The sequence below is a fragment of the Agrobacterium tumefaciens genome (assembly GCF_013337285.1).
Classification (GTDB): domain Bacteria; phylum Pseudomonadota; class Alphaproteobacteria; order Rhizobiales; family Rhizobiaceae; genus Agrobacterium; species Agrobacterium burrii.
On sequence record NZ_SUPW01000003.1, the window covers coordinates 295,585 to 317,418 of the forward strand.

The 21,834-nt window shown below is 58.7% G+C and carries 19 protein-coding genes, 1 tRNA gene and 1 pseudogene; 1 reads left to right on the forward strand and 20 read right to left on the reverse strand.

From position 1 onward, the window contains the following. Positions 1–81 precede the first annotated feature (81 nt). The 3 genes from FCH38_RS11500 to FCH38_RS11510 all read right to left on the reverse strand — a co-directional run bounded on the left by FCH38_RS11500 (position 82) and on the right by FCH38_RS11510 (position 2,893). Positions 82–158 (reverse strand) — tRNA-Met (locus FCH38_RS11500). A 135-nt stretch (positions 159–293) separates the two neighbouring features. Beyond that, entirely contained in the window at positions 294–1,490 is a 1,197-nt protein-coding gene (gene mnmA / locus FCH38_RS11505; RefSeq protein ID WP_174373844.1) for a tRNA 2-thiouridine(34) synthase MnmA, read from the reverse strand. A gap of 212 nt (positions 1,491–1,702) precedes the next feature. Then, positions 1,703–2,893 carry an OpgC family protein gene (locus FCH38_RS11510; RefSeq protein ID WP_149899484.1) on the reverse strand — a complete coding sequence of 397 codons (1,191 nt, stop codon included), beginning with the start codon at positions 2,891–2,893 and terminating at the stop codon, positions 1,703–1,705. Positions 2,894–3,084: 191 nt separating this feature from the next. On the opposite strand from FCH38_RS11510, the gene FCH38_RS11515 reads away from it, so the two are divergent. Further along, the gene (locus FCH38_RS11515; RefSeq protein ID WP_174373845.1) at positions 3,085–3,342 is read left to right on the forward strand and encodes a hypothetical protein; all 258 of its coding nucleotides are present in this window, start codon (positions 3,085–3,087) and stop codon (positions 3,340–3,342) included. A gap of 42 nt (positions 3,343–3,384) precedes the next feature. Here FCH38_RS11515 and FCH38_RS11520 read toward each other — a convergent pair whose 3' ends face one another. The 17 genes and pseudogenes from FCH38_RS11520 to FCH38_RS11600 form a co-directional block, all read right to left on the reverse strand. After that, on the reverse strand, positions 3,385–4,464 hold the full coding sequence (locus FCH38_RS11520) for a Tim44 domain-containing protein (protein ID WP_174373846.1): 1,080 nt from the start codon (positions 4,462–4,464) through the stop codon (positions 3,385–3,387). Positions 4,465–4,692: 228 nt separating this feature from the next. Continuing rightward, a complete protein-coding gene (serA, locus tag FCH38_RS11525) occupies positions 4,693–6,288 on the reverse strand; it encodes a phosphoglycerate dehydrogenase (protein WP_149899486.1) in 1,596 nt (531 codons plus the stop codon). 85 nt (positions 6,289–6,373) lie between these two features. Beyond that, positions 6,374–7,552: a phosphoserine transaminase gene (locus FCH38_RS11530; RefSeq protein ID WP_174373847.1), complete on the reverse strand. Its 1,179-nt coding sequence runs from the start codon at positions 7,550–7,552 to the stop codon at positions 6,374–6,376. 212 nt (positions 7,553–7,764) lie between these two features. Then, complete coding sequence (locus tag FCH38_RS11535) at positions 7,765–8,610, reverse strand: outer membrane protein (protein WP_149899488.1); 846 nt, start codon at positions 8,608–8,610, stop codon at positions 7,765–7,767. Between the two features lie 184 nt (positions 8,611–8,794). After that, the gene (glmM, locus tag FCH38_RS11540; RefSeq protein WP_149899489.1) at positions 8,795–10,147 is read right to left on the reverse strand and encodes a phosphoglucosamine mutase; all 1,353 of its coding nucleotides are present in this window, start codon (positions 10,145–10,147) and stop codon (positions 8,795–8,797) included. A 189-nt stretch (positions 10,148–10,336) separates the two neighbouring features. Continuing rightward, positions 10,337–12,301, reverse strand: coding sequence for an ATP-dependent zinc metalloprotease FtsH (ftsH, locus tag FCH38_RS11545; protein ID WP_174373848.1), 1,965 nt, complete (start codon positions 12,299–12,301; stop codon positions 10,337–10,339). A 154-nt stretch (positions 12,302–12,455) separates the two neighbouring features. After that, the gene (gene tilS / locus FCH38_RS11550; protein ID WP_174373849.1) at positions 12,456–13,793 is read right to left on the reverse strand and encodes a tRNA lysidine(34) synthetase TilS; all 1,338 of its coding nucleotides are present in this window, start codon (positions 13,791–13,793) and stop codon (positions 12,456–12,458) included. 30 nt (positions 13,794–13,823) lie between these two features. After that, positions 13,824–14,828, reverse strand: coding sequence for a tol-pal system protein YbgF (gene ybgF, locus FCH38_RS11555; protein ID WP_174373850.1), 1,005 nt, complete (start codon positions 14,826–14,828; stop codon positions 13,824–13,826). Between the two features lie 158 nt (positions 14,829–14,986). Continuing rightward, complete coding sequence (pal, locus tag FCH38_RS11560) at positions 14,987–15,517, reverse strand: peptidoglycan-associated lipoprotein Pal (protein WP_153514433.1); 531 nt, start codon at positions 15,515–15,517, stop codon at positions 14,987–14,989. A gap of 210 nt (positions 15,518–15,727) precedes the next feature. Then, the gene (gene tolB, locus FCH38_RS11565; RefSeq protein ID WP_174373851.1) at positions 15,728–17,035 is read right to left on the reverse strand and encodes a Tol-Pal system beta propeller repeat protein TolB; all 1,308 of its coding nucleotides are present in this window, start codon (positions 17,033–17,035) and stop codon (positions 15,728–15,730) included. Positions 17,036–17,055: 20 nt separating this feature from the next. Further along, a complete protein-coding gene (locus FCH38_RS11570) occupies positions 17,056–18,225 on the reverse strand; it encodes a cell envelope integrity protein TolA (protein WP_174373852.1) in 1,170 nt (389 codons plus the stop codon). Between the two features lie 9 nt (positions 18,226–18,234). After that, a complete protein-coding gene (tolR, locus tag FCH38_RS11575) occupies positions 18,235–18,696 on the reverse strand; it encodes a protein TolR (protein ID WP_003506238.1) in 462 nt (153 codons plus the stop codon). Between the two features lie 61 nt (positions 18,697–18,757). Further along, positions 18,758–19,477 (reverse strand): protein TolQ, encoded by a 720-nt coding sequence (gene tolQ, locus FCH38_RS11580; RefSeq protein ID WP_003497570.1) that lies wholly within the window; start codon positions 19,475–19,477, stop codon positions 18,758–18,760. A gap of 261 nt (positions 19,478–19,738) precedes the next feature. Beyond that, on the reverse strand, positions 19,739–20,179 hold the full coding sequence (gene ybgC / locus FCH38_RS11585; RefSeq protein WP_174373853.1) for a tol-pal system-associated acyl-CoA thioesterase: 441 nt from the start codon (positions 20,177–20,179) through the stop codon (positions 19,739–19,741). Beyond that, on the reverse strand, positions 20,176–20,712 hold the full coding sequence (locus FCH38_RS11590) for an NUDIX hydrolase (protein WP_174373854.1): 537 nt from the start codon (positions 20,710–20,712) through the stop codon (positions 20,176–20,178). The genes ybgC and FCH38_RS11590 overlap by 4 nt, the downstream gene beginning before the upstream one ends. Next, positions 20,709–21,236, reverse strand: coding sequence for an NUDIX hydrolase (locus tag FCH38_RS11595; RefSeq protein ID WP_174373855.1), 528 nt, complete (start codon positions 21,234–21,236; stop codon positions 20,709–20,711). The genes FCH38_RS11590 and FCH38_RS11595 overlap by 4 nt, the downstream gene beginning before the upstream one ends. After that, positions 21,236–21,804, reverse strand: a pseudogene (locus tag FCH38_RS11600) (DinB family protein). The gene FCH38_RS11595 and the pseudogene FCH38_RS11600 overlap by 1 nt, the downstream one beginning before the upstream one ends. Positions 21,805–21,834 lie beyond the last annotated feature (30 nt).

Genomic DNA, 21,834 nt, shown 5'->3' on the forward strand with positions numbered 1-21,834 from the left:
ACAAATTAACACTTATCACAGACCGGCAATATTTATTGTCCAGAATATAAACCAAAATCTACTTTTTTAAATTTCTAAAAATGGTAGCGGGAGAGGGACTTGAACCCCCGACACGCGGATTATGATTCCGCTGCTCTAACCACCTGAGCTACCCCGCCACAGGGGAAACGTGACAGTCATGTGACCGGCCGCTCCATCAGGATGAGCGGCTTATAAGGTGCCGCTCCCCAAAGTGTCAAGCGCAAGATGCGCAAAAAATTCGCTTTCCGCCTCGCGGCAAAAAGTGAACTGTTTCAGGCCGCAACCGGCTTTTCCAAAAGCGCCTTAAGCGAGGCCTCGGCTTCCACCGAGCGTTCCGAACGTTCGATGAAACCGCCGCCGTAAACGCGGGCATCCGCGCCCGGCGCGGAATAGAGCACGCAGGCCTGGCCGGGGGCGACGCCGGCCTCGCCGGTCATCAGATCCACATAGATGCCGTTTTCATCTGCGTGCAGCACTGCTTCCATTGGCGGGCGGGTGGAGCGCACCTTGGCGAAACAGGCAAAGCCCTGCCCGGCATCGTCCGCCAATGCGCCATCTCCCAGCCAGTTCATGTCACGCAGATAGACACGGCGGGTTTCCAGCGCTTCACGCGGGCCAACAATGACCCGACGGCCCCGCGCATCGAGATGCACGACGTAGAGCGGCTCTCCTGTGGCGACGCCGATGCCGCGGCGCTGTCCGATCGTATAATGCACGATGCCGTCGTGACGGCCCAGTACACGGCCGTCCAGATGCACGATATCCCCGACCAAAGCCGCATTCGGCTTCAGCTTGTTGATGATATCGGTATATTTGCCCTGCGGCACAAAACAGATGTCCTGGCTGTCGGCCTTCTTGGCGACGACGAGCCCCATATCTTCCGCCAGCGCCCGCGTTTCGGCCTTGGAGAGACCGCCGAGCGGAAACCGCAGATAATCGATCTGCTCCTGCGTCGTCGCGAACAGGAACCAGCTCTGGTCGCGGTCACTGTCGATGGGACGATAGAGCGCGCGGTGTCCCGACTGGCCGGAGACCGGATTGGGGCGTGAACGGATATAATGTCCGGTCGCCAGCGCATCGGCGCCCAGTTCTTGCGCGGTGGCCAACAGATCGGCGAATTTTACCGTCTGGTTGCAGGCCACGCAGGGGATCGGCGTTTCACCCATCGCATAGGCTTCGGCGAAGGGATTGATGACGGTTTCGCGGAACCTCGCCTCATAATCCAGCACATAGTGGGGAATACCGAGCGTTTCGCAGACCCTGCGCGCATCGTCGATATCCTGTCCGGCGCAACAGGAGCCGGCGCGGTGCACCGCAGCACCGTGGTCATAGAGCTGGAGCGTAATGCCGAGAACATCATAGCCCTCGCGCTTGAGGATACCTGCCACAACAGAAGAATCGACGCCACCGGACATGGCGACAACGATCCGGGTATCTTCCGGCCTCTTGTCAAAATCGAGCGTATTCACGTTTTTTCCCATCGTCAGTCATAACGGGGGTAAAGGCCCCGCCGCCTGTCGGTCATCCGCCACGTGGGCATCAGCCGGAAAAAACCGGACTGTCATGCCTCGTCATCCTGCGGATTTAAGGGCTGCATATAGAAAAGAAAGGCCGCGCACGCAAGTACGGGGCGGAAAACCGCCCCGTAAAGACATACCAAACATGAATAGCGCCGAAGCGTTTAGGCGCCGGCAGCCTTCTGGCCGCTGTTGCCAGTCCACTTGTCGCGCTCCCGCCACAGGGCCGGCAGGGCCAGCAGCCCAATAGCCGTCAGGGCGATCAGCGTCTTGTTCAACTGCGACAGTTCCACCGTACGGCCATCCAGATAATAGACGCCGTAGACGATCGCCACATGCCAGACGTAAACCTGCAGCGAATGGCGGCCGAGTAGCTGAAGGAACTTCAGCGACAGCACCCAGATGACGCCTTCGGCAATGGAGCGCACAAGCGGGCGATGGTGCCTCGGACCGGCGATCACCAGCCATGTCAGGCCAATGCCAACGGCAAGAAAGTTGATGAGATAGACGGGGCCGAAATCGGCGCGGATTTCCATGGTGGAAAACTTGCCCATCATGAATTCCGGCATCAAGCCCCAGGCTGTCGCGATGCGCAGCGGCATGAAGAACAGGCAGGCGATGAGTGCAGCCTTGGGAAGCCAGGTTCTCTCAGGCGAGAAGATAGCCTTCCACGGAATGCGGTTTTGCGCTGTCATCGCTCCAAGCACGAGCGCCGAATAAAACACCAGCTGCCAGCCGAGCAGATTGAAGCTGACGCGGATGCCCTGTTCGTCGGCGCCCTTGACGAGTTCGTTAAGCGGCGCAGTGACAATCTGCTGGAGCCCGAGCTGACCGGCCATCCACACCAGCATTGAGCCGGCGAGAACATAGGCCCACTTGCCGTCGAGGCAGAGCTTGATAAGGATCGGCGCAAACAGCATGTAGACGATATATTGCGGCAAAATATCCATGAATGTCGGCTGGAACAGGAAAGCCGCAATCGCCGCCAGACGTAACGGATCGTCGAACGAGGTCATACCGAGCCAGTTGTACCAGATATAGGGCGCATGCGGGATGACCATACGGAAGAACAGCACGGCGATGACGAGGCCCATCGCATAACGATAAAGCTCCATAGCCCGGTTCCAGATCGCCTGTTTGCCGGCGTCATAACCGTATTTCATCATCTTGCGGGCATAGACCATGCCGATCAAAAGGCCTGACAGGAACACGAAGCCCTGTGCGTCTTCCACGAAGGCAAACTGGCGATGGTTGATTTCCACCAGCCAGAAACCGCCGGCAAACACCAGATGGTTGATCAGCATGAAGACGAGGAAGTAACCACGCATTCCGTCGATCAGGTCAAAGCGTTTCATCTCGATAGCTCTCCGTTCTCGCAGGGGCCTGCGTTGCCCGGCCACCTGGCCCGGCTTGCGGGAGGCTGGCCGGGGGTCGGATTGTCAACGCGGCTTTGCGCCTGTGGTTCCCTTTCCAAAGCGGTTTAGAACCGGCACGAAAAGTCACATTGGCGTGTGTTCCCCGTGGTTAGGCCGCAGGGACTGAATGCTTGATGAATAAAAAAAGGCAATTCCGTGGAGCGTCCAAGCTATGCGCCAGCGAGATATCTTGGCAAAAAGAGCGCAAAGCCTTGCATGGCAGGGCGAAGGCGAACGGCTCGACTTATCGGCACTACAGATATTACCCGTTAGATTTATCAGGCATTTTTCTGGAGAGTTGCCTTGGCTCGCGCATCGCTGGAAAAGCCATGCAGCGTAATGAGGCCAGCGGGCCGAATCACGACAAAGAAAAGCCCGAAGGTTTGTAAAACCTCCGGGCTTTTTCATTCACAAAAAGACTATGTGTCGCCTCATGCAGCGGCCTGAATAGCGGCGACCTGCCAGTTGTCGTTGCCGCCACGGCGCACGAAGGTCCACATTTCCACCGCTTCGGAAGGCTTGTGCTCGTCACCCTCAATAACCTTGCCCGAGGTGCGATCGCGCATGATGTCGATGGCGGAATAACGCATGGCCACCGTCGCGTAGTCCTGGCCCTCTTCGTGCCATGCTTCGGCAACATCACCCTGCAGCAGCGTCACGTCACGGACGTCGTTCTTCACACCGCTCGTGGCGTTATCGCTCAGTTCCTCGGCAAGGTAGGACATAGCTTCCGGCGTCGTCAGCTTGCGCAGCGCACCGTAATCCTCGGCGCCATAAGCGGACTGAACGTCCTGCAGCATTTTCTGGAAGGTTTCGAGGTCGCCTGGGGTGATGCCGATCTCGTCGCCTTCGGAAACAGCGTTCTCATGCGCTACCGGCTTCGCCGTTGCGGCAGTGACTGCCGCCGCGCCGCCCGCAGCACCGGCAAGCGCGCCGATCTTCGGGATTTTGAACGAGGACGCGGACGGACCTGCCTGTGAACCACCATTAAAGGAAGAGCCCGAGTGATCCGTGCGCTGCGAGCCGCCGGCTGCACCATAAGCGGGCTGGCCCTGACGGCGCGATGCGAAGAAACGCATGGCGAGCATGATGAGACCGCCGATAAGCAGCCCCTGCAACAACATGCCGAAGAAACCGGCCATGCCGCCAAAACCGCCGCCCATCAGCATGCCGAATAGGCCGCCCATCAACAGGCCGCCCATCAAACCACCCATCATGCCGCCGAAAAGGCCACGGCTCTGCTGCGGGGCCGCCTGCGCGCCCGGACGGGCCGGCTGTGCGGCACCCGGCGTTGCCTGGTTGGTATTGGGCGTCATGCTGCGGTTGATCGGTGCTGTCTGGCCCGGCGCAGTGCTGGTCGAAGGCGGTGCGGAGTATGTCCGCGTACCACGGCTGCCAAAGCCACCACCGGCACGGCGTGCCTCTGCCATATCAACCGCCACGAAAGACACCGCGATACCAAGTGCGGCGACTGCGAACAAACCCTTGAAGCGCCGAAAGGCAGCAAACATCACTCTCTCCTGTTGGCCGCCCTCCCATGAGCGGCATGTCAGCAGCCGATATAGCAACTCATGATCATCATTTTTAGACCACTCGGCTTAAATTTTTCGTGATATGCAACCAAAACGCGAGACAGCCGCGTATTGCCGTAAAACCAGTGGCTAGAAAACCGAAAAACCCGGCACAGGGTCTCCCCTGCACCGGGCCTTATTGTCCCCTTGGGAGGAACGATAAGTGTATCAATCGACGTTGAAAGTCAGCGGCTTGACCTGGCGGATCGCCGGGTTGGCGCGCAGCTTGTCCAGTACGGTTTCGGAAACCGGACCATCGACGTAAAGCAGCGCGATGGCGTCACCGGCTTCCTTTTCACGGCCGAGCTGGAAGTTGGCGATGTTGACGCCAGCTTCGCCGAGCGTGGTGCCCATGAAGCCGATCATGCCGGGAACGTCGGTGTTGGTGATGTAGATCATGTGCGATCCGACATCGGCATCCATGTTGATGTTCTTGATCTGGATGAAGCGCGGCTTGCCATCCGAAAACACCGTGCCGGCCACCGAGCGGATCTGGTTTTCCGTCTTCACCGTCAGCTTGATGTAGCCGTCGTAGACGCCGGTCTTGTCGCGCTTGACCTCGGAAAGGATGATGCCCTTTTCCTTAATCATGACCGGAGCGGAAACCATGTTCACGTCGGAAACCTGGCTGCGGATGAGGCCGGCCAGCAACGCGCTGGTCAGCGCCTTGGTGTTCATGTTGGCGGTGGCACCGTCATAAAGGATTTCGATTTCCTTGGTGGCGCTTTCCTGCACCTGGCCAACGAAGGAACCGAGAACATCCGCCAGACGGATGAAAGGCTTCAGGCGCGGTGCTTCTTCAGCCGTGATCGACGGCATATTGATGGCGTTGGAGACTGCACCCTTGACGAGGTAGTCCGACATCTGCTCGGCAACCTGAAGCGCGACATTTTCCTGTGCTTCCGTGGTCGACGCACCGAGATGCGGCGTGCAGACGACGTTTGGCAGGCCGAAAAGCGGGCTTTCGGTGGCTGGTTCGACTTCGAACACGTCGAAACCGGCGCCGGCGACATGGCCGGACTTGATGGCTTCGGCAAGGGCCGCTTCATCCACCAGACCGCCACGGGCGCAGTTGACGATACGCACGCCCTTCTTGGTCTTGGCAAGGTTTTCAGCATTGAGGATGCCGCGCGTCTTGTCGGTCATAGGCACATGCAGGGTAATGAAATCAGCCTGGGCCAACAGCTCGTCGAGTTCAACCTTGGTCACGCCCATTTCCTGCGCACGCTCCGGCGACAGGAAGGGGTCATAGGCCAGAACATGCATCTTCAAGCCCAGTGCCCGCGAGCAGACGATGCCGCCGATATTGCCGGCACCGATGACGCCGAGCGTCTTGCCGGTGATTTCGACACCCATGAACTTCGACTTTTCCCACTTGCCAGCCTGCGTGGAGCTATCGGCGGCCGGGAGCTGGCGCGCGACGGCGAACATCAGTGCGATGGCATGTTCGGCAGTGGTGATGGAGTTGCCGAACGGCGTGTTCATGACGATGATACCACGGCGCGAGGCGGCCGGAATATCAACATTGTCCACACCGATGCCGGCGCGACCGATGACCTTGAGGTTGGTCGCCGCTTCGATCAGCTTCTCGGTCGCCTTGGTGGCGGAACGGATGGCGAGACCATCGTAATTGCCGATGATTTCGGCAAGCTTGTCCTTGTCCTTGCCGAGCTTCGGCTGGAAATCAACTTCGACGCCACGATCACGGAAAATCTGGACGGCGGTTTCCGACAGTTCGTCGGATACAAGTACGCGAGGTGCCATGGTTCACGGGCTCCTTGGAGGAAACGATTGAGATGTGCGAATGGAGAATGCGCGGCCCTGCATCTGCGCAGGGCCGATATCAAAATCAGGCGGCAGCCTTGGAAAGTGCTGCCTTCTGCGTCTGGTAGGCCCAGGCGAGCCAGGGCATGACAGCTTGCATATCCGCCGTCTCGATGGTGGCGCCGGCCCAGATGCGCAGACCGGACGGTGCGTCACGGTAAGCGCCGATATCGAGGGCGACATTTTCCTTTTCGAGCAGGGCGACGATGCCCTTGGCGAAATCGGCCTGTGCGGCCGCATCCAGCGCCTGTACCTCGGGATCGACGATCTTCAGGCAGACGGAGGTGTTGGAGCGGGTTTCCGGCTTGACGGCCAGGTTGGCGATCCAGTCATTCTTCTCGATGAAGTCGTAGATGACCTTGGCATTGGCATCGGCACGGCCGATCAGCACCTTCAGCCCACCTAGGTTCTTCGCCCACAGCAGCGCGTCGATATAGTCCTCAACGCAGAGCATGGAGGGCGTATTGATCGTTTCGCCGGTGAAGATGCCTTCGATCAGCTTGCCGCCGGAGACCATGCGGAAGATTTTCGGCAGCGGCCATGCCGGCGAATAGCTCAGCAGACGCTCGACAGCGCGGGGCGACAGAATGATAACGCCATGGCCGCCCTCACCGCCCAGAACCTTCTGCCAGGAGAAAGTCACGACGTCGAGTTTCGTAAAGTCCATGTCCTGCGCAAAGGCCGCCGAGGTGGCGTCGCAGATCGTCAGACCCTTACGGTCGTCAGGAATGAAATCGGCATTGGCAACGCGAACGCCGGATGTCGTGCCGTTCCAGGTGAAAACCACGTCACGGTCGAAATCGACTTCAGCAAGGTTCGGCAGCAGGCCATAATCGGCCTCGAACTTGCGAACGTCCTTCAGCTTCAGCTGCTTGACGACGTCGGTGACCCAGCCGGCGCCGAAGCTTTCCCAGGCGAGCATATCGACGCCGCGTTCACCGAGCAGCGACCAGAGCGCCATTTCAACGGCGCCGGTGTCGGATGCGGGAACGATGCCGATGCGATAATCGGCGGGAACATTCAGAATTTCACGGGTGAGATCGATGGCCTGCTTCAGCTTGGCTTTGCCAACCTTGGCGCGATGCGAGCGACCGAGCGGTGCATCGGAGAGAGCATCTAGCGACCAACCGGGACGCTTCGAGCAGGGACCAGAAGAAAAATGCGCATTGCCCGGACGGAGGTCCGGCTTCACTATATCTGTCATTTGACTACCCTTTCAGATAGGCGCCTCTCGTTAGGGAGAGGTGTCCTGCCGTCGTTGCTATTCCTGTCGTCGGTCTCAGTCAAGCGGAATATGTCGCTGCGCATGGGAATTTTAGTCCATATGCGTCACGCACCGTGTCAGCTGCCGCCAAAACAAAACCGCCCGCACCCGAAGGATGCGGACGGTTTGAAACTACCAGTCTGGCGTGACGTTTATTTATAAACGGCAGGCTGCAGCGGAATATCGGCAGGCGGCATGTATTGCGCCGTATCGCAACCGTTGAAGACATAACGGCCACCGACGCGCACTTCATGCGAATAGAGACCCTTGTCGCGGCCGGGGCCGCCACCGTTCTCATAACCGAACATGTCGCCCTTGTTGATGTGACGGAAACGGTAGCCGATATCGGCCTTCAGGTTACAGGTCACGTCGATAGACGCACCTGCCATCAGGGCGTAAGCGAAGCGCCACTTGCCCTTGCCGCCGTGCTCGGTGGTTGGGTCGCAGCCGAGGCCATTAACGCTGCACGATGTGTTGCGCAGCTTATCCCACTTGACGTACGAGCCACCAATACCACCGCCGACATAAGGGGTGACGCGGCCATAGGTGCCGAGATCGACATAGGCGTTGGCCATCAGCGTATAGGCTCTCAGCGAGCTCAGATCGGCCGAAACACAGCGACCGGGAACGGAGCCGCAGAAACCGCTCGTGGAACCGCGGAAATCCGATTTTCCCATATAGTCGAAGGTCACGTCGCTGCGGAAATAGTTGTTGAACTGATAACCGACACCGGCGCCAATGACATAACTGTCCTTGATATCAGCCGTATCAAAATCCTGCAGATAGCCGCCCGGTCCGCCCTGATAATAATTGGCGCCGCGCAGTTTGTTGAAGGAATAGCCGACGTCGCCGCGCAGATACCAGCCGCTCGACTGGGTGATCGCGACTTCAGGGGCATCGACATAGGCGGGTGCTGGTTCGGCTTGATATAGGTCGGCGCCGACGGCGCTTGTGCCGGTCAGCAGAACGGCCAGAAATCCGGCCAGGGCGTTTTTCATGACTTCCACTCCAGAAGAGGCACGTGCGTTGCGGCAGCTGCCAGTGAACTGTTCAGTTCTGGAGAGTGGCGTAAAATGGTTAAGTCCCGATTAACCACGATCATTCACTATATTTATTAGCAAACACTCAAAGAAAAAGCCGGCTGGAAGGCCGGCTTTTGTCTTGCGTTACTGTCGCGATAACTCACGCGGCCGAGCGGGCGCTGGAGATAACGCCGACCAGATCATTGACGATCTTCTCCACCTTAGCGCTGTCGTCGCCCTCCGCCATGACGCGGATCAGCGGCTCGGTGCCGGAGGGCCGGATGACGAGGCGGCCATTATCGGCCAGCGCACTTTCCGCATCCGCAATTGCCTGCAGCACGATCGGGTTTTCCAGCGGCTTGCCACCGGAAATACGCACATTCTTCAAAAGCTGCGGCACCGGCTCGAACTTGCGGCAAACCTCACTGACCGTACGGCCCGAACGCTTGACCTTGGCGAGAACCTGCAATGCCGCGACGAGACCATCACCGGTCGTGCCATAATCCGACAATACGATATGGCCGGACTGCTCACCGCCGACGTTGAAATTGTGGTTGCGCATATGTTCGACGACATAACGGTCACCGACCTTCGTGCGGGCAAGGGTGAGGCCCTGATCGCCAAGAAAACGTTCCAGGCCGAGATTGGACATCACGGTGGCGACAATGCCGCCGCCGCGCAGCATGTTGTCGGCCGCCCAGCTGTCAGCGATCGTCGCCATGAGCTGGTCGCCATCAACGATCTCACCGCGTTCGTCAACAATGATGACGCGGTCGGCATCGCCATCGAGCGCAATGCCGATATCGGCGCGCACTTCATGCACCTTTTTCTGCAGGGCTTCCGGGTGGGTGGAGCCGCATTCGAGATTGATATTGACGCCGTTCGGCTCGTTGCCGATGGTGACGACTTCGGCACCCAGTTCCCAGAGGGCTGCGGGAGCCACCTTGTAAGCCGCGCCATTGGCACAGTCGATGGCGATCCGCAGGCCGCTCAGCGTCACGTCGCGCGGCAAAGTGCGTTTCACGAATTCGATATAGCGGTAGATGTCGCCATCCACGCGCTTGGCGCGGCCGATCTCGCTGGGCTTTGCCAGCTGCGCGTAAATATCCTTGTCGAGAAGATCTTCGATCTCCAGCTCCAGCTCGTCGGAAAGCTTGTATCCGTCCGGTCCGAACAGCTTGATGCCATTGTCAGAGAAGGGATTATGCGACGCCGAGATCATCACGCCGATATCAGCACGCAACGACCGGGTCAGCATGGCGACGGCAGGCGTCGGAATAGGTCCGAGCAGGAAAACATCGAGGCCGGCTGCGGTGAAACCGGCAACCAGCGCGTTTTCCAGCATATAGCCCGAAAGGCGCGTATCCTTGCCGATGACGACGCGATGGCGATGATGGCCACGGCGGAAGATCGTGCCGACCGCAATGCCCACACGCATCGCCAGATCCGGTGTCATGGGGAAGACGTTCGATTGTCCGCGGATACCATCGGTTCCGAAATAACGGCGTGCCATTTGAACTCCAAATCTTTCGAGCATTCCGGCAAAGCTGAAAACAACCGGAAGCGTTTTTGGCTAGATGCCACAAACCACGATAAACAGCACGTAAATTACCGCAAAAATGGCTTATATCTTGTTACCAAACTGAAAAGGCCACCCGGAAAACCGGATGGCCTTTTACAACAGGTCAGCTTGCGCAAGCGATCAATGTGGCTGCGGCTCCATGCCGCCTTCGGCCTCGCCGTCGCCCTTGGCTTCGCCATCACCCTTCACTTCACTGGGGCCGTCTTTCTTGGCGCCGGCTTTCGGCACCGCCGAACCACGGCTGCCGGGAGAATCGTCACCCAGATCGCGGGCGGGCTTTTCGCCCCTCAGCAATGCCTTGATCTCCTCACCCGTCAGGGTCTCATATTCGAGAAGACCCTCGGCAATTGCAACGAAGCCATCGTGATTGTCCGTCAGAATGCGCCTTGCTTCGGTGTAAGCCTCTTCGATCAGACGGCGAACTTCGGTGTCGATCGTCTGGGCCGTCGCCTCGGAGACGTTCTTCGACTGCGAAACGGAATGGCCGAGGAACACTTCCTGCTGGTTTTCACCATAGGCCACCTGCCCGAGAGCATCCGAAAAGCCCCATTGTGTCACCATGGCGCGGGCAAGCTTGGTGGCCTGCTCGATATCCGAAGACGCGCCCGACGTAATGTTTTCCTTGCCGAAGGTCAGTTCCTCGGCAACACGGCCACCCATCATGATGACGAGGCGCGACACCATCCACTTGTAGCTCATGGAATAACGGTCGCCTTCCGGCAGCTGCATGACCATGCCGAGCGCACGACCACGGGGAATGATCGTTGCCTTGTGCAACGGATCGGCCACGGCAACCTTCAGCGCGGTAATCGCATGGCCTGCCTCATGATAGGCGGTCAGCTTCTTTTCGGCCTCGGTCATGGCGGAGGAGCGGCGTTCCGCACCCATCATGATCTTGTCCTTGGCGTCCTCGAACTCCTGCATGGTAACCACGCGCTTGTTGCGGCGGGCGGCCATGAGGGCGGCTTCGTTGACGAGGTTCATCAGGTCCGCGCCTGAGAAACCGGGGGTGCCACGGGCGAGAATTTTGAGATCGACATTCGGCGCCAGCGGCACGTTGCGGATATGCACCTTGAGGATACGCTCGCGGCCGACAATATCCGGGTTCGGCACGACGACCTGGCGATCGAAACGGCCGGGACGCAGAAGTGCGGGGTCAAGAACATCAGGACGGTTGGTGGCGGCGATCAGGATGATGCCTTCATTCGCCTCAAAACCGTCCATCTCGACCAGCAGCTGGTTCAGCGTCTGTTCGCGCTCATCGTTACCGCCGCCAAGACCGGCGCCACGATGGCGGCCGACAGCGTCGATTTCGTCGATGAAGATGATGCAGGGTGCGTTCTTCTTGGCCTGTTCGAACATGTCACGGACGCGGCTTGCGCCGACGCCGACGAACATTTCCACGAAGTCCGAACCGGAAATCGTGAAGAACGGCACATTGGCTTCGCCGGCGACGGAGCGCGCCAAAAGCGTCTTACCCGTACCGGGCGGACCCACAAGCAGCACACCGCGCGGGATTTTGCCGCCGAGGCGCTGGAACTTCTGCGGATCGCGCAGGAATTCAACGATTTCCTCAAGGTCCTGCTTGGCTTCGTCCACACCGGCGACATCGTCAAACGTTACGCGGCCATGGGCTTCTGTCAGGAGCTTGGCCTTGGACTTGCCAAAGCCCATCGCGCCGCGCGAGCCGCCCTGCATCTGCCGCATGAAGAACAGCCAGACGCCAAGGATGAGGAACATCGGCAGAAGCGTGCCGAGATAGCTCAGGAAGCCGGAGGAACCGTCGCTTTCGGGACGCGCCACAATGGTGACGTTCTTGCTCTGCAAGCGCTCCATCAGGCTGTCGTCGATGACGGGGGAATAGGTCTGAAAGGCCGTGCCGTTTTCGGTATAGGTTCCGAGAACCCGGTTACCGGTGACGGTCACGTCGCGAACTCGCCCGGAATCCACATCGCGAATAAACTGGGAATACGGAATTTCCCGCGAACCCGTTTGCGTCGGCGACGTCTGGAACATGCTGAACAACGCGATCAGCAGGAGGGCGATCACGGCCCACAAGGCGAAATTTCTGAAATTTGGGTTCATCGAACTCCCCGAACTCACACGGACATGTCTGCTGCCCGCTATTATGTGCCCCTAACATAAGGACGACATTTGCCGTTGCCAAGGCGAACGGCGTTATCTGATGCGTTTTGGTGTAAAAAGTATTCCATGGCAATTCACGAAAAAGAGGCGGGATTTAAACCGGGGGCTGTGGATATGCGGCGCGACCGAATAAAACAGCGATTGCATTCGCCAACTCAAGGTCGAAACGCGGCAGGAAAAGATCAAAGGGTGCAAGCCTTGGCGTAATCTCGACGCCCCCCGCAAGGAAGGTCGACCCGGCAACCGCTACGGCGATTTGCGGCAGGCCCGCCATCGCCGATTTTGCCACCCCGGGCGGCACCGAGGAAAAAGGGGTGGCCGCTTCCGCAGCATCACCCACCCTTTCAGCCGCAACGCGGATCGGAAACGTGGAACCGTTCTTCACAAAAAAACGATCGTCCCACAGCCCCTGCTCGGAAACCTCGAGACAAAGCTCCGGCAAGTTTCGCTGCTCGCGGAAAATATAAAGCCCATCCCGCCGACGATCGAGCAGGACGCGGCCGACCGTCATCCGACCGTTTTCACCGGTTTTGAGAAATTGTAGAACCCGCCCCATGCTGCTCCCGGCCGGAAAATAGGCCCTCCCGCCAAGCGTGGCGATGAGCGCTGCCAGCCCGTGCCGGAATTCAGGATGATCGGCCAGTTTGTTGTCCACCGGCAATCTGGCGACCGCGGCATGAAAGACTTGCGCGTGCCCACGCAGGAAATCGGCGCTTTTTTCAGAAAGCGCCTGCCTTTTGGCGGCGGCCTCCACATCAGGCGGCACCTGAGAATCAGGAAGCGCTTGCCGAACGCGTACGCGCTCATATTTTGTATTCTCGTTGCTCGGATCATCAAACCAGCCCCGCGAGCGGGATGATACGAAATCGCGGATCGCCTGTCTCTCACACGAGAGAAATGGCCGCATGATCCAGTGACGCCCATCGTATAAAACAGCATCTGCCATGCCCGAAAGGCCGAGATTGTCTGCACCGCCGCTTCGGGCGGCTCGCATCGCCACGGTTTCCCGCTGGTCGCCAATCGTATGCCCCGTCACAACGAGATCGGCGCCGCCCTCTTGGGCGACCTCGGCAATCAGGCGATAGCGGGCAAGGCGGGATGCTTCGGAGATACCAGAGGCCGGCTTGTTGCCATCCCATCGGCGTGTGGCATGAGGGATGCCCAGCTCGGCGCAAAGCGCGGCAACCTTGCGGGCTTCGTCGGCGGACTCCGCTCTCAACGCATGGTCGACCGTGACGGCGGAAAGTCGCATTCCGTCGCCGCCCGCCTCCATTGTTGCTTCATGCAATGCCAGCAACAGGCCGGTGGAATCACTGCCGCCGGAGATTGCGACGAGGATATGGGCGGGTTTGCGCAGATTTTCGACGAACAACCTTGCCGCCGCAAGCGGCGGAACTGCCTTTTCGCTCAGAATGCGGGCATCAATCGGCATGGAAAGACCGCCATCATGGCAGGAGAAAAATCAGCAGCTCAGTCGCTTCTGTTCGCTCGCAACCTTGTTCAGCACGGTCTTCGACGCACTGGGGTAACGCTTAGGCACCTCACGCAACGTGGCGCAGGCGGTTTCGGTATTGTCGAGAGCTGCAAGCGACATGCCGAGCTTCATCAGCATTTCCGGGGCTTTCGGAGATTTGCCATAGGTCTGATGGCCGTTGAGGAAGGTTTTCGCCGCCTCGTTGAACTTGCCCTGCGAATATTGCGCCTCACCCAGCCAGAAGCTCGCATCCGCGGCCTTGGTGCCTTTGGGGTAACCCTGCAGGTACTGCTGGAACCCCTGTTCCGCCAGCCTGTAATCGCCGGAAAGAACATGGCCATAAGCGGCCTGATAGATATCGCTCTCGCTGGTCAGCGCTGCCGTGTTGACCGGATCGGTCGTCTTGCGCGGTGTATTGCCGGTCGTCACACCGGGAAGGTTGCCGGAAGAATTGTTGGCACCCTGATTGAGCGTACCACCGACAGGCATACCCTTGGAATCAAGCTCAATGGAACCGAGCGTGGTCTCTCCCGGTGCATTTGTCGGGGCAGACGGAGAAACGGAAGCGCCACCCTGGGGTGGCGTTTCGATGATCGTTGCAACGTCGTCGGTCGGCGGCGTGGCCGGACTTGCCGGACTGGCCTCCGCCTTCTTTTTCGGTGCCGTCGGGCTTGCGCTTTTGCCGCCGGCATTGCCGCTTTCCAGTTCCTGGAAGCGGAATTCGTTATCTTCCTGCGCCTTGCGGATCGTTTCCTGCATCTGCAAAAGCTGGAAGCTCATTTCTTCGATACGGCCGTTGAGCTGCCGGATCTGTTCTTCAAGCTGTTGAACCTTATAGGCTTCATTGGCCTGAACCCGCACAATCGGAGCTTGCTGAGAGTTGATCGTGCCGAAGCTACCCCCCGCACCGAACAGCGGACCCGAAACGGCGATGCCGCTCAGACCGGTGCAGGCTGCAAGCCCCAGCATTCCCGCCACGACAAGTTTCTTCATCTCATTCGTCCTGCCTTAACTGATTTGCACCGGAATGATGCAAGCCGGATTTTTTCCATATCAACCAAAAAAGCAACTTAACTTCGGCCAAACTATGAAAAAAACGAAAGGCGGCCCGAAGACCGCCTTCCATTCGAGATCACAATAACGTCAGGCAATCACATGCCCGCGCCACCGAGAACCGTCACGGCGCGGCGGTTCTGCGACCAGCAGGAAATGTCGTCGCAAACTGCGACCGGCTTTTCCTTGCCGTAGGAGATCGTCTTCATGCGGTTTGCCGGAACGCCCTGGGAAGCCAGGAAGTCACGGGTCGAAGCGGCACGACGGGCGCCGAGCGCCAGGTTGTATTCGCGCGTACCGCGTTCGTCGGCATGGCCTTCGACCGTGATCGCGTAGTTGGGGTAACGGGCAAGCCACTGTGCCTGGCGCTGCAGGGTCTGCTGCGCATCGGCGCGGATCGAGGTCGAGTCCGTATCGAAGAAGATGCGGTCGCCGACATTGACCGTGAAGTCCTGCTGGGAGCCCGGCGTTGCGGAACCCGCGCCACCGAGACCGAGTTCACCGGCGTTGTTCGGCATGTTCTTCTTCGCGCAGCCTGCGAGAGCAAGCGCGAGAGTCATGGCGATAACAGCCGGGTTACGGGCCAGTTTCTGCATCGGGCTGAGTGCCGAAATGTTTGTACGGCTCATCGCCGGTCTCTCCTTGGAAATTTCAATAACGTTGCCAGACACTAACTGATCGCGGTTAATAGCCGGCAAACGCTTATGGTTAACAGAAAGGAAACGTCCCACTTTTTTGCTCCCTCACAACACTTTGCGGCAAGAAAGAGGCATTTTCCCGTGTGGCATGCGTAAAACATGACGGCGCCGGAGTTGCCGGCGCCGTCATGGCAGTCAATATCAGTCCAGAAGCGGCGACCATGCCGGGTCTGAAGCAAAGGTCGGCGTCTTGATGAGCTGTTCATTGTAGCCCGTCAGATCGATCGAATAGAGCTGCGGGCCACCTGCACCAGCGTTCTGGCGGAAGAACATCAGCACGCGGCCATTCGGCGCCCAGGTGGGGCCTTCATTGTGGAAACCGCTGGTCAGAATGCGCTCACCCGAACCGTCGGTCTTCATCACACCGATCGAGAACTTGCCGCCCGACTGCTTGGTGAAGGCGATCAGATCGCCGCGCGGCGACCATACCGGGGTGGAATAAGAACCGTCGCCGAAAGAAAGGCGCTGCTGGCCGGAACCATCCGCATTCATCACGTAAATCTGCTGGCGGCCGCCACGGTCGCTTTCAAAGGCGACGCGCTGGCCGTCCGGCGAAAATGACGGCGCCGTATCGATCGCCGACGTGTTCGTCAGGCGGGTCGTGGTGCGCGAGCGCAGATCCATGGTGTAGATATTGGCGTTACCATCCTGCTGCAGGCTCATGATGACTTTCTGGCCATCCGGCGAAAAGCGCGGCGAGAACGTCATGCCGGGGAAGTTGCCGACCACTTCGCGCTGTCCGGTTTCCAGCTGCAGCAGGTAAACGCGCGGCTGCTGGCCTTCGAAGGACATGTAGGTCACTTCCTGGCGGTTCGGCGAGAAACGCGGCGTCAGAACGATGTCGTTCGAATTGGTGAGATTGCGAACGTTGAAACCGTCCTGATCCATGATCGACAGCTGGCGCTTGCGGGCCGTCTTCGGGCCGCTTTCGGAGACGAAAACCACGCGGGTGTCGAAATAACCCTTTTCACCGGTAATGCTCTCATAGATCGCATCCGCGATGATATGCGCGACACGCCGCCAGTTTTCCGGCTGGGTGAAGAATTGTTGGCCGGCCATCTGCTTATTTGCAAACGTGTCCCACAAACGGAACTCGGCACGTAGTCGGCCATCGCTTTCGCGCGTCACGCGGCCAGTCACAAGCGCCTGTGCATTGATGACTTTCCAGTCCTCGAAACGCGGCTGCTGATCCGGATTGGTGATCTTTTCGATGAAGGCGCTCTTGTTGACCGGTTTGAACAGGCCTGAACGCTGCAAATCAGCCGCGATCACCGCGGAAACCTGCGCACCGATTCCATCTCCGGATATGAAATCGGTGATGGCGATGGGCAGAGGCTCGACGTTACCCTTGGTGAGGTTGAGTTCCACCAGCGCAAAAGCCGGTGCGGAGAAAACCGACATAAGGGCCGCGACAGCGAGCACCAGCCGGATCGGCGAAAATATCTTCATGTTGCCAGGCCTTTCAGCATTCATAGCAATTCACTGGGATCGAAGTTCACAATGACTTCGTTCCACGCATCATATTTATCGGCAGGAAGGTTCGTGAACGGAGCAGAACGCATGATGGCGCGATAGGCTCCGCCGGAAAGAGCACGGCGCGTTCCTTCAGAACCACCCGTCGCCTCGATCTCGGGCCGACCGATGATCGTTCCATCACGATCGAGCTTCATGGTGACCCGAACGCGAACGTCCGAGGCATCCGCCATGCCGGGAATGATTTGCCAGTTTTTCTCGATCGCGCCACGCAGCGCATCCATTTCCGTCTGGCTGAGCGTCGAACCGCCCGTCGTCTTTTTACCGCCAAGCGACGCCGTCTGTGTCGACCGCTTCGCGCCGCCACCGGAGGGCGCCTGCTTGTTCAACAGGGCAGCAACATCGTCGGCGTTGAAATCACTTTCCTTGGATGAGGCGGATTTAGCCGTTTCCTGCTTCTTCTCGCCCGGCTTCTTGTCGGAAGGCTTGTCGGTGGACTTTGCCTGATCGGGCTTGGTCTCGGCCGGCTTTTCAGCCGGTTTCTGCTCGGCAGGCTTGGTTTCTGCCTGCTTCGGCTCTTCCGGCTTCGGCGGTTCGGGGCGGGAATTCGGGCGCGGCACGTTCTGCGGCACGGGAATCTCTGCCGGCTCCTGTGTGGCCGGCGGCGGTTCTTCCGCCTTGGTTTCCTGCGGCGGCGGTTCCGTCTTCGGCTGTGGCGTAATTTCCGGCTTGGTCTGCGGCAAGGCGGCCATTTCCTGCGGCTTCGGAGCCGAGGTTTCTTCCTTGACGATTTCCTTTACTTCATTCGCCTTGGTATCGACGACCGGCTGCGGCTTTTCCTGCTTGGGCGGAGCAGCGGCGGCCATATTGTCATTCGGCTTGGTCGTCGGCGTCGGCGGCGCTTCGATATCGGCCGTGTTATTGCCGATATTCTGGGCGTTTTCGATGATGTCAGGACGTGTAGTCGGAACAGGAGCCGATTTTTCAGCTTTCGGCGCGTTCTTGTCGCCCTGCTGGATCTGCGTCAATTCCTCGATGGGCACCAGTTCCACCGGCAAGGCCTCGGCCTGCGACACGTCAAGGGGCTCCGGCGAGCCCAGGGAAACCAGGGCGAAAGCCAGAAGCGACGCATGCACGATCGCGGATGTGGTGATGCTGCCCTTCATCGTTTTACGTCAATTGTCCTGTTTCTGCTGGGTCACAAGGCCGATATTCTTAAAGCCCGCCGCCTGGATACGCGCCATCACATCGGCGACGACGCCGTATGCAGCAACGGAATCCGCGCGCACGAAGATACGTTCGTTATAACCTGTCGTGGCGATTGCCTGCAGCTTGTCAGCCACCTCGGCAGCCTGGATTTCGGTTTCCTGCAAATGGATCTGGCCATTGGCATTGACGGAAATCGTGATCGGCTGCGTGTCCGAATTCAGCGCATTGGCGGATGTCTGCGGCAGATCGATCGGTACGCCCACCGTCATCATCGGTGCCGCCACCATGAAGATGATGAGCAGCACGAGCATGACGTCGACCAGCGGCGTCACGTTGATCTCGCTGATCGCGCCGCCTTTGCGCCGTCCGCCGCGCCCACCCCGGCGTCCACCGGAACCGCCACCGCTGCCACCTGCTGACATACCCATACTATTTACTCCATTTTGCCTTGCGGCAAATTACTGCACGGCATGCAAGTTGCGCGGCCGCTTACTGGGCGGCCTGCCGTGTCTGAAGTTTTTCATCGATCTGGCGCGACAGGATCGCGGAGAACTCGTCGGCGAAACCTTCCATGCGGGCGGAAAGCTTGTGCGCATCGGCCGTGAACTTGTTATAGGCGATAACCGCCGGAATAGCCGCGACAAGGCCGATGGCCGTTGCCAGAAGCGCTTCAGCGATACCTGGCGCCACAACCGCAAGGTTGGTGGACTTCGAACCGGCAATCGCCTGGAACGAGGTCATGATACCCACGACCGTACCGAAGAGGCCGATGAAAGGACCGGCCGAACCAATGGTCGCCAGCGAACCGAGGCGGGCCTCATATTGTTCGCCTTCACGCGCAATCGTCACGTCCATTGCCCGATCGATGCGCATCTGCAGACCGATGGGCGAACGTGCGCCGCGTTCGAATGATTTTTTCCATTCCCGCATGGCGGAAACGAAAATTGCCGCAAGACCGCCATTCTGGCGTTCCGCCAGTGTGCGATAAAGCTCCTCAAGCGACTGGCCCGACCAGAACACCTGTTCGAACTGGTCGAACTGGCGCTTTGCCTTGCCGAAGCTCACATATTTGTCGAAGACGATCGCCCACGTCCAGACCGAGGCGGCGATCAGTCCGATCATCACGAGCTTCACGATGAGGCCCGCCTGCATAAACAGTGCCCAGAGACTTACATCGTGCGTCGCCGCTGCCAAACCTGCCTGTTCCATAAATATCCAATCCCCGAATCCAAACGCCCGGTACGGGACCGGGCGATTCAAACGCGTGTTAACGCTCGAAGTCATGCGGCCGCAGCCGTCAACCCCTTTGCCATACCCCGATACTTGCCAGTAAGCCTTACTTGCCAATAAATTTGGTGAAAGGAAGGCGTGCGCCGCACAAATGCCAGTTGCTAAAGTAAGACACCATTATGGTTAAAGGAGTGTTACAACCGCGCCACGCTGCATGGATTTACTGGACCGGCCCCTCAATTACTTCAGGAATTTTTCCGCCACCGTCTCCGGAAGACGCCTTGGCCGGCCATTGGCATTGATGACGGCGATGATGACCTTGGCCGCAACAAGCAATGTTTCGCCACGCCGGATTTCCTGATTGAGCACCATTTTCGCGCCACCGGCCTTTTCAGTCACGGTGGTGATCGTCAGCACATCATCCATACGCGCCGGGGTCTTGAAATCGATCTCCATTCGATGAACGACGAAGACCAGACCTTCCTCGTCAGCGGTCAGCAGCGTGCTTTGCTCACAACCGAGGCAACGCAGGTAATCGGTGCGTCCGCGCTCGAGGAAATGCAGATAACGCGCATGATAAACGAGACCGGAGAAATCCGTGTCCTCATAATAGACCCGCTGCGTCAGGCGGTGCCCATGTTCGATGAGTTCGCCGGAAAGCGAAACCACAAGCTCGCTCATAATGTCTCCCTGGTAAATTCGTCCGTGTCGATATCGCCTTCGCGGACAATAAGATGCTCGTGGCGCGGCGGCAGCCCCTCGATACGTTCTGCGATAAACCGGGGTCGGAGATCATTTTCCAGCAAGGCGGCGGGCTTGGCGGCAAACCAGCGGAACTCCACTTCGACGCCATCCAGCACCCGATGCACGATGTCGCTCCCGTGGAACGGCAAAGGCTGGGGAAGCGAAATCAGATAATAAAATCCCAGCTCATGCGCTGCGTAATCACCATAGGTGAAAAAATTCTCGACGGACCACAAAAGACGCTCGACTGAACAGTCCCGCTCAAGTTCCTCGCCGATTTCGCGGATGATGGTTTCTTGCGAGCTTTCGCCGATTTCCGCCCGTCCGCCCGGCAAGGCCCAATAGCTGTCGCCAGCACCGCGCTGAACGAGAACATGATCATTCTGGAAAATCAGTGCCGCCACGCGCATGCTGAAAAGCTGCGGCTTCCGGTCCAGCCGGATCATGTGGCGTTCAGAGGCAGAAGTCATTTGTCATCCAGATCGCCGTCATGCCAGACGAGATGTCTCGTGGTCTGCGGCAGGTGCTCGATTTCGTCGGCGATGAAATAGGGCGGAATATCGAGTTCCGTCAATGCCTCACGGGTTGCCGCGACCCAGCGGAATTCCAGTTCATTGTCGCCATCCTGAACGCGGTGAATAATGTCGGTCGGATGAAAGGCCAGTGTCTCCGGCAGTTCCATCAGGTAATAAAAACCGAGTTCGTGCCAGTCCCTGCCTTCATAATGGAAGAAATTCTCAACCGCCCAGAGAAGCCGCCCGACCTTGGCCTCGACGCCTAGCTCTTCAACCATTTCGCGCGCAAGCGTTTCGTCAGAACGCTCGCCCATCTCGGCACGACCACCCGGAAAGGTCCAGAATTTTTCGTGCGATGCGCGATGCACCAGCACATGGCCATCGCGAAACGCAAGTCCCGCAACGCGCATCTGGAAGATGCGCTTCGGCTTGAACTTCATGCGGATGCGGGTGTCTTGGCTTTTGCTGTCATGCGTCATTATCTGGACCTGCCGGCTGGAAACATCAAATCGGTTTCCGTCCATCCTAACGCATCCATTTCGTCTTTTCTTGCCTTCGCATCGTCTCCCACAATGAATTCGTCGAGCTGAGGCGGTTTGATCCCAACATCGCATGCGCCTGTCCACGATGATGCGTCTGGTGCTGAAAAAGATGAGAGAGGACATCATCGCACCGATCCTGCTGGATGCGTGCGCCACGATGGATATTAACGGAGGTGGCGAGGCCGTCTTCATCCAAACCATCGACAAATGCGATCAGCGTTTCATCAAGCTCCGCCTGGGCAATACGCAGTTCCGCCACCGTGGCGAAGGGCTCCACTTGCGCAAAGGCGGCCGGACCGAGCATCCCGCCTTGCAGGGCATCGATATAAAAGCGGTCTACGATGTAGATGTGGTTCAGCGTTGCCCTCAGCGTCGGGAAGAAACTGACACGGGGTGCGATCAACGCTTCCTGCGAAAGTCCGAAGCAAGCCTGATGAAGCCGGAAATTGGCCAGCCGGTTGTTACGTGCGAGTTTGCAGAAAACCCGCAGCGGATCGTAAGCCATCAGCGTCCCTCCCTTGTCGCCGATTGACGG